11 protein-coding genes are annotated in these 11,171 nt (G+C 38.2%); all 11 read left to right on the top strand.

The features are described 5' to 3' along the window. Positions 1 to 1,354 (top strand): adenosylhomocysteinase (locus JW794_04520; GenBank protein MBN2017380.1); only part of this gene is annotated, 1,354 nt, incomplete at its 5' end. 15 nt (positions 1,355 to 1,369) lie between these two features. Next, positions 1,370 to 2,554, top strand: a complete 1,185-nt coding sequence (locus JW794_04515) for a methionine adenosyltransferase (GenBank protein MBN2017379.1) — start codon at positions 1,370 to 1,372, stop codon at positions 2,552 to 2,554. Positions 2,555 to 2,649: 95 nt separating this feature from the next. Next, positions 2,650 to 3,468, top strand: coding sequence for a PHP domain-containing protein (locus JW794_04510; GenBank protein MBN2017378.1), 819 nt, complete (start codon positions 2,650 to 2,652; stop codon positions 3,466 to 3,468). Between the two features lies 1 nt (position 3,469). Beyond that, positions 3,470 to 3,871 carry an Rrf2 family transcriptional regulator gene (locus tag JW794_04505; protein ID MBN2017377.1) on the top strand — a complete coding sequence of 134 codons (402 nt, stop codon included), beginning with the start codon at positions 3,470 to 3,472 and terminating at the stop codon, positions 3,869 to 3,871. Between the two features lie 96 nt (positions 3,872 to 3,967). Further along, positions 3,968 to 4,801, top strand: coding sequence for a sulfite exporter TauE/SafE family protein (locus tag JW794_04500; protein ID MBN2017376.1), 834 nt, complete (start codon positions 3,968 to 3,970; stop codon positions 4,799 to 4,801). 19 nt (positions 4,802 to 4,820) lie between these two features. Beyond that, positions 4,821 to 6,086 carry a sulfate adenylyltransferase gene (locus JW794_04495; protein ID MBN2017375.1) on the top strand — a complete coding sequence of 422 codons (1,266 nt, stop codon included), beginning with the start codon at positions 4,821 to 4,823 and terminating at the stop codon, positions 6,084 to 6,086. Positions 6,087 to 6,088: 2 nt separating this feature from the next. Continuing rightward, positions 6,089 to 6,694, top strand: coding sequence for an adenylyl-sulfate kinase (gene cysC, locus JW794_04490; protein ID MBN2017374.1), 606 nt, complete (start codon positions 6,089 to 6,091; stop codon positions 6,692 to 6,694). Between the two features lie 65 nt (positions 6,695 to 6,759). After that, the gene (locus JW794_04485; GenBank protein ID MBN2017373.1) at positions 6,760 to 8,163 is read left to right on the top strand and encodes a hypothetical protein; all 1,404 of its coding nucleotides are present in this window, start codon (positions 6,760 to 6,762) and stop codon (positions 8,161 to 8,163) included. Between the two features lie 21 nt (positions 8,164 to 8,184). Beyond that, positions 8,185 to 9,960: an anion permease gene (locus tag JW794_04480; protein MBN2017372.1), complete on the top strand. Its 1,776-nt coding sequence runs from the start codon at positions 8,185 to 8,187 to the stop codon at positions 9,958 to 9,960. A 108-nt stretch (positions 9,961 to 10,068) separates the two neighbouring features. After that, positions 10,069 to 10,437, top strand: coding sequence for a single-stranded DNA-binding protein (locus JW794_04475; protein ID MBN2017371.1), 369 nt, complete (start codon positions 10,069 to 10,071; stop codon positions 10,435 to 10,437). A 49-nt stretch (positions 10,438 to 10,486) separates the two neighbouring features. Further along, positions 10,487 to 11,171, top strand: a 685-nt coding sequence (locus JW794_04470; protein MBN2017370.1) for a glycosyltransferase, incomplete at its 3' end; no start/stop codon positions are given.

The following is an 11,171-nucleotide window of genomic DNA, read 5'->3' as shown; positions in this document are numbered from 1 at the left end:
TGAACTTGCTGAAGTTGAGATGCCGGGTTTAATGGCTCTCAGGGAAAAATATTTGGGAAGTAAACCTCTCCAAGGAGCACATATTACGGGAAGTCTTCATATGACGATCCAAACCGCTGTTCTGATTGAGACACTGATTGCTCTGGGGGCTGAAGTACGATGGGCTTCGTGCAACATATTTTCAACGCAGGATCATGCAGCGGCAGCTATTGTAGATAAAGGAATTCCTGTTTTTGCCTGGAAAGGAGAAACTCTCAAGGATTATTGGTGGTGCACAAAAAATGCACTTCTCTTCGGTGAACAGAAAGGTCCTGATCTGATTGTAGATGATGGTGGAGATGCAACTCTCTTCGTGCATGAAGGTGTTCGCCTCGAAGATGACTATCTCTCATCAGGAAAAATACCTTTACCTAATACATTGAATAAAGAACTTGGAATCCTTCAACAAACTATTCTTGATGATCTTAAGAAGTATCCGGATCGATGGCATCGCATCGCAGATAATATAAGAGGTGTCAGCGAAGAAACAACGACTGGTGTTCATCGGCTCTATCAAAAAATGGAAAATGGTACTTTGCTGTTCCCTGCAATAAATGTGAACGACTCTGTAACTAAATCTAAATTTGATAATCTCTATGGCTGTAGAGAATCTTTATCAGACGGCATCAAAAGAGCAACGGATATCATGGTTGCCGGCAAGGTTGTTGTCATATGCGGCTATGGTGATGTGGGGAAAGGTTGCGCGCAATCGATGCGTGGATTTGGTGCACGAGTGATCGTTACAGAAATCGATCCTATCTGTGCTCTGCAGGCATCAATGGAAGGTTTCAAGGTAGATGTGCTTGAGAATGTTATCGAAGAAGGAGATATTTTTGTTACAGCAACAGGCAATCGAGATGTGATTCGTGTTGATCATATAAAAAAAATGAAAGACAAAGCTATCGTTTGCAATATTGGCCATTTTGATAATGAAATTCAGGTTGACGCGCTTTATGCCGTACCCGGTATTAAGAAGATCAATATAAAACCACAAGTAGATCAAATTCAATTTCAGGATGGGCATTCAATTGTTCTTCTTTCTGAAGGACGTCTCGTGAATCTTGGAAATGCAACTGGACATCCCTCATTTGTAATGAGCAATTCATTTACAAACCAGGTGCTAGCTCAAATCGAATTATGGACTAAGGACCTTGAGAAAAAAGTATATAGACTTCCTAAAGAACTTGATGAGGAAGTTGCTATACTGCATCTCGGAAAAATCAACGCAAAATTAACCCGCTTGACAAAAGAACAGGCGGAATATATCGGCGTCCCCATCGATGGACCCTATAAGCCAGACCATTATAGGTATTGAGAAAGGATGTTATACATGAGTAAGAATAAATATCTCTTTAGTTCCGAGTCCGTCACCGAGGGACATCCGGATAAAATATGTGATCAGATCAGTGATGCAATACTCGATGAATGTCTGCGCCAGGATAAAAACTCGCGTGTGGCAGCTGAGACTGCGGTGAAGAATGGAGCAGTTTGGGTTTTCGGCGAGATCACAACAAAGGGTTTTGTTGATATTGACAGGATCGTTAGAAATACTCTTAAGAAAATTGGATACACTCATAGCAAGCTCGGAATAGATTTTGAAAATTGCGGTGTCTTTTGCAGTATTATTCCACAGTCGCCCGACATTGCTATTGGAGTTGATGCCAATAAAGGGACTCACCATCTGCAGGGAGCAGGTGATCAGGGGATGATGTTCGGCTATGCGTGTACCGAGACTGAAGAATTTATGCCTATGCCAATAATGCTTGCTCATAAGCTGACAGAAAAGCTGGCAGAAGTTCGAAAAAACGGCATAATACCATATTTAGGACCTGATGGAAAAGCACAGGTCACCATCGAATATGATGGTAATGTACCAAGACGAATTCACACAGTGGTTGTCTCAAACCAGCATGCTGAGGGTATCGAACAAGATAAGATAAGGAAAGATATTGTTGAGTTCGTTATCAAACCTGTGTGTGGAGAATATCTTGATAAAGAAACAGTATATCATATTAATCCGACAGGTGAATTTATAATCGGTGGTCCACAAGCAGACGCAGGACTAACTGGACGAAAGATCATTGTCGATACATATGGGGGTATGGGACGACATGGGGGAGGTGCATTTTCGGGAAAGGATCCAACAAAAGTAGATCGAAGCGCAGCTTATATGGCAAGATATATTGCCAAAAATATTGTTGCAGCTGGTATCGCTGATAGATTCGAAATAGAGATTTCCTATGCGATCGGCATTGCAAAACCTCTCAGTATATGGATTGAAACATTCGGAACAGGGAAACTGGATGATCAGCAAATTATTAAACTAATAAAAAAACATTTTCCATTAACTCCCCATGAGATCATTAGTCATCTGAAGCTCCAACGACCGATTTATGAGAAAACAGCCGCAAATGGACACTTTGGTAGAAATGATCCGGACTTTACCTGGGAAAAACTCGATAAAGTTGATATTTTAAAGAAAGAATTCCTTGCAATAAAAGCAATAAAAAAATAGAAAGTAATAGAAAATACACATAACTGCCCTTAGGAGAGTCACTTAATCAAATATTTAATTGGAAGTGAGGAGCACGAAGTGTATAAGCGAAGGTTATGAAATTAGATTTACACACACACAGTACAGCATCTGACGGAACATTAACGCCACAAGAACTTGTTCGGGAAGCTCATAGACTGAAGTTGGAATATTTGTCACTTACAGACCATGATACGATCGATGGGCTATCTCTCATATCAGATATTCCTGAAGGATTACACTTTATTAATGGCGTAGAGATAAGTGCTGAATTTCCAAAAACACTTCATATTTTAGGTTATGGATTTGATCGTAACAACGAAGGATTACATCAAACACTGAAAGAGCTTCAGGATTTTCGGCTTAATCGAAATAAAAAAATGATTGAAAATATGAAAGCTCTCGGATTTGATATTACACTTGATGAACTTGAAAAAGAAGCAGGTGGCGTGCTCATTGGCAGACCACATTTTGCGAATTTATTCGCTCGGAAAGGTTATGTGAGTTCATACCAGGAAGCTTTCGATAAATATCTTGATAAAGGAAAACCATTATATCTCAATAAGAAAAGACTCCATCCAAAAAAAGCAATCAATCTTATCCTCGATGCGGGAGGAATTCCGGTGATTGCTCATCCATATCAAACAAAACTCGATGATCAACATTTAGAAAATTTGGTTGCGGAATTGAACAGTTACGGACTGATGGGGATAGAAGTATACTATTCCCAGCATACACCTGAGCAGGTTACATTCTATACCCATCTTGCTATTAAGTATGGACTCCTTACTACAGCCGGATCAGATTATCATGGATCGACCAAACCTAATATTCATCTCGGAATGATTGTTGATAGAAAATGTATAGAACCTTTTCTTCAAAAATTAAGGAAATAACATGCGACTTTCTAAAAAAAGTGAGTATGCACTTCTTGCATTGGTGAGTTTAGCGAAGAATTATGATAGTCAGATTCTGACAATTAGCAATCTTGCTGAAACAAATAATATACCTCAAAAATTTCTGGAACAAATTCTGATACTTCTTAAACAATCAGGTTTTGTAAGGAGTGTGCGGGGACCGAGTGGGGGTTATAAACTTTCAAAAGAACCATCAAAGATATCCACAGCGGAAGTCATCAGAAGTATCGATGGACCTCTTGCTCCAGTCGTTTCGGTAAGTCTCCATTTTTATGAGGAAAGTCCGATAGAGCGATGCCCAAAGCTCAAATCTCTTTTGAAAGAAATACGGGATTACGCCTCGGCAAAACTAGAAAATACAACGCTTAAAGATTTAGTATAAATTTATTAAAGCCTATAAAGATGATAAAGTATATAGAATTACTTGACAAACTCAAATCATCCTCTTTGATAAGGCAAAATCATCAAGGAGGATTCAATGGAATGGTCATTCATTCTTCAGATTGGCTTGCCGATCGTATTAATGGCATTTGTTGCCGAGTATTTCGATTCGACACTCGGGATGGGATATGGCACATCCTTAACTCCAATCTTATTATTACTTGGTTATCAACCTATGCAGATCGTACCCTGCATTCTTTTATCAGAACTTTTTACAGGTATTTTTGCCGGGCTTATTCACAACAAAATGGGTAACGTGCAGTTATTTACTGGGATAAAACCTGATTTTAGAAATTCACAACTGAACTTTATAAGCAGCCTGAAAAGTTATTTACCCAAAGACCTGAAGATTGCTTTACTTATTGCTATGTGCAGTATAGTTGGAACGGTTGCGGCAGTTATTATTGCAGTCAGTCTGCCCAAATTCTATGTGAAGCTCTATATTGGCATTCTGATTCTCACTATGGGTTTATTAATTCTCATAACATCCAAAAAAGTATTCAAATTTTCATGGAAAAAGATAATCGGTTTAAGTGTCGTTGCATCATTTAATAAAGGTATGAGTGGTGGAGGTTATGGACCTGTTGTGACCAGCGGACAACTCTTATCGGGTGTTGATGGCAAGAGTGCGATTGGAATTACGTCTTTTGCAGAAGGACTTACCTGCTTAGTTGGACTTATTATGTATATATCTATGAATCAAGTAATCGACTGGACACTTGCACCGTTTCTTGTTGTTGGTGGGATGCTTTCTGTACCCTTATCCGGTATAACAGTGAAAAGAATGAAAACAGAGAAATTACGTGTTATCATAGGTATTGTCACTGTAGGACTTGGATTATTAGCTCTTGGAAAAATTTTTATAAAATAATAAAAAGGAAGTAAAAGTTATGTCTCAAAATTTACCTAAACCTCATGGTGGAATGGGACTTGTTAGTCGAACTATCCCGGAAAATCAAAAAAAGGAATTTGTCACCTCTTTACGGGATGCAAAAGTCTATACAATTCCTGATGCCGACCTTTCAATGTTCTATAGTATTGCTAACGGGCTTCTTTCTCCACTTCATGGACCTATGGATGAGAAGGAATTCAATCAAGTCCTTGATGAAGAAGTAATAGAAAGAAATGGCAAAAAATACGCATGGACGATACCGATATCATTCCCGATATCCAAGGAAGAAGCTGAAAAATTTGATATTGATGAAACCGTCGCTGTTCATAATGAGAATGGTGATTTGGTTGGTTCCTTGAAAATTTCAGATATCTTTTATTTTAACAAAGACAAATATAATAAGTCTGTTTATGGAACCAATAGAAAAGACCATCCGGGACCTCGAATTGTTAATGATGATCCAAGAGATTATTTGCTCGGTGGAGAAATATGGGCACTTGAACCTGTTCATACTCATTATTATGAGAAATATATGTATCCTCCTCAAGAAACACGACGTTTATTTAAAGAGAAGGGGTGGGAGAGAATTGTCGCCTTTCAAACAAGAAATCCTTTGCATAGAGCTCATGAGTATGCACTGATCTATGGATTAGAAACACTCATTAGAGAAGGATTTGATGCTGGTGCAGTCTTGAATCCACTCGTTGGGGCGACAAAATCAGATGATGTTCCGGCAGATGTGAGGATGATGACATATGAAGTACTTATCGATAAAGGAATCATAGGCGAAGGTGATCGGGATGAAGAACTCTGGAAAGAAAAGGATATGAATTTCAGAGATCATCTTATGCTTATAGCTATGGATGTGAAAATGTTCTATGCAGGTCCAAAAGAAGCAGTTATGCATGCTATCTACAGGCAGAACTTTGGTTTTACAAATATCATAATTGGTCGTAAACACGCCGATGCTCCCTTTGATGACGGGACTCCTGCGTGGGGTGATTTCGATGCTCAAGAGATCTTTGATAATCTCAAAGGAGATTTACAGATTAAACCCTTGAATGTAGGTTTCGCAGCATTCTTTGAAGAAATCAATCGTGTTGGATTAATCGAAAAATATGCTCCTAAAGGTTTTCACCCGGTCAATATCTCAGGGAAAGAGGTTCGAAGAAAACTCCATGCAGGCGAAGGAGTAGACCAGAGAATTATGCGAAAACCAGTTGCTGAAATATTAATGAAATTCTATACACAAAAAGGAGAATGAACATGATAAAGAGTAAGAATATCACGTGGCACGAAAGCGGGATCTCAAAAGAGGATAGAGAGAAACAAAATAGTCACAAGGGTGTTGTAATATGGTTGACTGGATTGTCAGGATCCGGAAAATCAACAATTGCCGTTGAACTTCAAGCACAGTTATTTGAAGAGGGCTGCCAGGTTTTCATACTTGATGGCGACAATATTCGCCATGGTCTTAACAAGGATCTCGGCTTCTCACCTGAAGACCGTGAAGAGAATATCAGAAGGATCGGTGAAGTGGCTAAACTTTTTGCAGATGCAGGAGTAATTGCCATCACATCATTCATCTCGCCATACAGAAAAGATAGAGATGTAAACAGGGAGCTTCTTCCTGAAGGAGAATTTATTGAAGTATATGTTCAAGCCCCACTTGATGTATGCGAAGAACGCGACCCCAAAGGACTTTATAAAAAAGCACGTGCCGGCATCATACCTGAATTTACAGGCATCTCTGCTCCATATGAAGCACCTCTGAAGCCGGAAATTGTTATCGAAACTGATAAACTCTCAGTTGTTGAATCAGCACAAAAAATCCTCGAGTACTTGAAAAAATACAAAATAATTAGTTCATAAAACCATTCTTAATCTTATCAAATAGTTAACATCGCAATTATTAATACATATTAAGGAGAATTACTATGAAATCCAAAACAACAATAATACTAATATTGTGCCTATCGATTCTTCTTGTTAACAGTATCATACACACAGCTGAGTTAACGCAACAACAAAAAGATTGGTTAAAAAAAGCAGACCGCTATGAAAAAGACGGATGGATCTTCCTTCATATTGAGGGCGAACCCTATGAGCGGGGTTTCCAGCATGGATACCTCATAGCTGACGAGTTCAAAGAAGCAATAAGAGTTAATAATTTTCTTGCTGAATGGTACACAGGAGAAACATTCGATTTCTTCGTTCAACACGGTTATGAAATGTTTGCTTCCAAGATTGATGAAGAATATGTTCAAGAAATGAAGGGAATTGCTGCAGGGATAACTCAAGCTGGATATGAAATTTCATACGAAGAGATTTTAGCATGGAATGGTTTGACAGAGCTTCTTGATTACTGGTGGCCAACAGTAGTGGGAGAAATGCCTCTTAAAAATGATAAGTGCAGCGCTTTTATTGCAACCGGAGATTATACTGAAGATGGAGAGATCGTGCTTGCCCATAATACGTGGAATTTGTATGCAGCTGGGCAATTTGTAAATGTTATCATAGATATACAACCAGATTCAGGGCATCGATTGCTCATGCAATCAGCACCGGGCTTGATTGATAGTGGAACTGATTATTTCATTACAGATGCTGGTATAATAGGAACTGAGACTACAATTGGTGGTTATTCAGGTTTTAATCCTGAGAAAACTCCCGAATTTGTGCGTGAAAGAAAGGCGATGCAATATGCAGAGAGTATCGATGAATGGATACAGATCATGCAAAAAGATAACAACGGAGCGTATGCTAATAGTTGGCTTCTGGGAGATATTGAGACCAATGAAATTGCTCGATTTGAACAAGGATTAAAATACGATAGTATCGAGAAAACCACAAATGGTTTCTACAGCGGGTATAATGTTGCTAATGATCTGAAAATTAGAAACCAGGAATGTACAAATGCATGTTATTCTGATATCAGAACTCCTATGGGTGCCCGACGAGTGCGATGGAATAAACTGTTAAATGAATATAAGGGACAAATTGAAAATGAATTAGCAAAGGAGTTTCTTGCTGATCATTACGATGAATATCTTCAGGAAGAAAATATGTGCAGCAGGAATATTTGTGGGCATTATGATCTTGACCCTATGCAATACTGGCCAGAACGTCTTCCATACGCACCTCAAGGATGTGTTGACGGAAAAGTAGTTGATAGCAAGATGGCGGAAAGAATGCAGATGTGGGCACGATGGGGCTGTTCTTGCGGAGCTCCTTTTAATGCAGGAGAATTCCTAAAACAGCATCCTCAATATGACTGGCTTGAAGGATATTTATCAGACAGACCTTCACAGGAATGGACGATTTTTGTAATCGAAAAATAAAAAAAAGATAAGCAGACATAAATGTTTGAATTAATTTATACAACGTCAGTGATTATTCTCATGATCATTTTCCTTGCAAAGGAATGGTTCCACCCGGCTGGAATTGTATTCTCTGCACTACTCCTTCTCATTGCTGGTGGAGTTATTACTGTGAACGAAGCATTTGCCGGCTTTTCAAATAAAGGAATGCTGACGGTTGGATTTCTCTTTATTGTGAGTGCTGCACTGCAGAGTTCGGGAGCTTTCGAGCGATTTATTATTTCAATTCTGGGAAATCGAGAAAAAGGTGAAAATTCCCGCTATATGAGGTTAATGTTTCCCGTTGCAGGACTTTCTGCTTTTCTTAATAATACCCCGATTGTTGCAACTTTGATACCCATCGTTAAGACCTGGGCAAAACGCAATAATCTTTCAGCTTCTAAGTTTCTTATTCCTTTATCCTATGCAGCTGTTCTTGGTGGTACCTGTACGCTGATAGGTACAAGCACAAACCTTGTGGTGCATGGCTTGCTTCTTGAGAATGGCTATGAAGGATTTTCGTTCTTTGAAATTACTCGAATTGGTATTCCCGTTGCTGTTTTGGGAATTCTCTTTATGGTATTCTTTGGTAAGAGATTCCTGCCAGACAGAAAGGATGTGATTACACGACTTGGGGAAGAAACGCGGGAATTCGTTGTTGAGATGAGAGTTGGGAATGAATATGTGCATCTTAATCACACAGTGGAGGAAGCTAACCTGAGACATCTTCAAGGATTGTTTTTATTTCAGATTAGCCGTAATGGTGATGTCATAGCTCCGGTAGGTCCTGATGAAGTCATATTAAAAAATGATCGATTGTTTTTTACGGGTCTTCCTGAGACGATATTTCAGCTTCAAAAAGTACAAGGTCTTATCACGGTTCCTGATCAAGAATTTAATATAAAAAATCTTGATTCAGATAAAACAAAAACATATGAGGCAGTGATATCAAATTCATCACCTCTCGTTGGGAAAACTGTGAGGGATAGTAATTTTAGAAGTTTGTATAACGCGGTTATTTTAGCGATCCATAGAAGCGGTGAGAGAATAAATAGAAAAGTTGGAGATATTGAGATCAAACCAAATGATACGCTATTCCTTTTAGCCAGAAAAGGTTTTGAGGAGAAATGGTATCATTCAAAAGATTTCTCTCTAGTTACAACAAGTCTGGATATTTATGAAAAACCAAGATGGAAGGGGAATCTTTCTTTGGTTATCCTGTTTTTAATGGTTCTTAGCGCAGCCACAGGACTTGTCCCCATCATATTTGCAGCAGCAGTTGCAGCAGTTCTTATGGTTGGAACAGGGATTATTAATCCCAAAGATGCTACTAATTCTGTAAATTGGGGCGTGCTTATATTAATTGCTTGCTCCTTTGGAGTAGCACAAGGAATTTCAAACTCAGGATTAGCTTCTGCTGTAGGTAATTTTCTGGTGAATTCACTGGGCTTTATAGGACCGATAGGTGTAATACTCGGTGTTTTTATTCTTACAAGTATGTTTACTCTCCTTATTACAAATAATGCTGCAGCTGCAATAGTTTTTCCTATAGCACTTTCAATATCACAATCAGTTCCCGGAATAAGCCAAAAAGCGATTATGCTTACGCTTGCTCTTGGTGCTTCAACTTGTTTTGCATCTCCTATCGGATATCAAACAAACCTTATGGTCTATTCTGCTGGTGGTTACAAATTCTCTGATTTTTTCAAGGTCGGCGCTTTAATGAATATCTTTGTTGGTATTTGTGTGATTGGATTGATATATTTCTTATTTCTATGATGGTGAAATTAAATTCGATCCCAAATATGTTTTACTTGACAGGAAATAAGCGTTTTTTCACTCTACTAAGTGCTCATCGAGTAAAGAAACCATAAAGGAGGTTCAACAATGAGCAAGAGAACACCGAGTGTTAATACAATCATTATCAGTGGAAACGTTGTACGTGATCCTGAAGTTAAAGAAGTTGGTGACAATAAGCTTAAGGTCACTACTTTTACGATTGCGAATAATCGACCGTACCAGGATAAGGACAACAACTGGCAGGAAGAGACCACCTTCGTTGATATCGAGGCATGGGGCAACCTTGCAAAAAAGATTGAAAATAGGACTGAAAAAGGTAGTCCCCTTCTCGTCGAAGGAAGTTTGAAACTCAACCAATGGGAAAATAATGATGGCAAAACTGTGTCGAAAATCCTTATTCGAGCCGATAGAATTCATGTTCTCGAACACGAAAAGAAAAAGGAAGAGAAATTCTAATTTTAAGAACACTAATAAAGTAATAATCTATAATATTCAATAACAATCCATGATCGTAATTCTAATATTTTCATTTTTTTTATTGCTGCTTGGATTTGCTGTCTTTTTCAATCCGAAGAAATATACTCAAGAATTCAACTCTTTTTCGATTATTATTCCTTGCAGGAACGAAGAGAATAACCTTACTATTCTATTAAATTCGATTGATAGAGTAAATTATCCTAAAGTTAAATATGAAGTAATCCTGATTGATGACGCTTCTGAAGATGGCACATCAGAAATAATTAAACAATATTGCATCCGAGAAAACAATTGGCATTCGATATTGATACGTGAAAAAAATACTGAATATAAAGGAAAGAAATATGCGATTAAGTTAGGAGTTGAGAAAGCCCGATTCGATAATCTTATCTTTACAGATGCAGATTGTAGGGTGCCTGTCAATTGGCTTCGTTCATTTAATTCATATATTTCAGAAAATACAGGTATGATCGTTGGCTATTCCCCAGAGAATAAGGTTTCTGATTTTAGAAGATTTACACAAATATTAACTGCGGATTTTTATTGTGCAACAATCAATCTTGGTCTACCGTTCAGCAATAATGGAAGAAACCTCTACATCAATAAAAAAGCTTATGAGAAGGTTGGAGGAGTTGAGAATATTAAGTACTATACTTGCGGAGAAGACAAACTCCTTTTAAATCTCATAAAAAAAACAGAATATACAATAAAAT

It is taken from the genome of Candidatus Cloacimonadota bacterium, assembly GCA_016932035.1.
Classification (GTDB): Bacteria; Cloacimonadota; Cloacimonadia; order JGIOTU-2; family JGIOTU-2; genus Celaenobacter.
Note: the sequence above shows the minus strand (reverse complement) of the source record. Positions and strands in the feature narration are given on the sequence as shown.

What these genes read in the sequence shown, in the direction of transcription:
- JW794_04515 (MBN2017379.1), top strand. Translation starts at nt 1,370, where the DNA reads ATGAGTAAGAATAAATATCTCTTTAGTTCCGAGTCCGTCACCGAGGGA.
- JW794_04510 (MBN2017378.1), top strand. Translation starts at nt 2,650, where the DNA reads ATGAAATTAGATTTACACACACACAGTACAGCATCTGACGGAACATTA.
- JW794_04505 (MBN2017377.1), top strand. Translation starts at nt 3,470, where the DNA reads ATGCGACTTTCTAAAAAAAGTGAGTATGCACTTCTTGCATTGGTGAGT.
- JW794_04500 (MBN2017376.1), top strand. Translation starts at nt 3,968, where the DNA reads ATGGAATGGTCATTCATTCTTCAGATTGGCTTGCCGATCGTATTAATG.
- JW794_04495 (MBN2017375.1), top strand. Translation starts at nt 4,821, where the DNA reads ATGTCTCAAAATTTACCTAAACCTCATGGTGGAATGGGACTTGTTAGT.
- cysC (MBN2017374.1), top strand. Translation starts at nt 6,089, where the DNA reads ATGATAAAGAGTAAGAATATCACGTGGCACGAAAGCGGGATCTCAAAA.
- JW794_04485 (MBN2017373.1), top strand. Translation starts at nt 6,760, where the DNA reads ATGAAATCCAAAACAACAATAATACTAATATTGTGCCTATCGATTCTT.
- JW794_04480 (MBN2017372.1), top strand. Translation starts at nt 8,185, where the DNA reads ATGTTTGAATTAATTTATACAACGTCAGTGATTATTCTCATGATCATT.
- JW794_04475 (MBN2017371.1), top strand. Translation starts at nt 10,069, where the DNA reads ATGAGCAAGAGAACACCGAGTGTTAATACAATCATTATCAGTGGAAAC.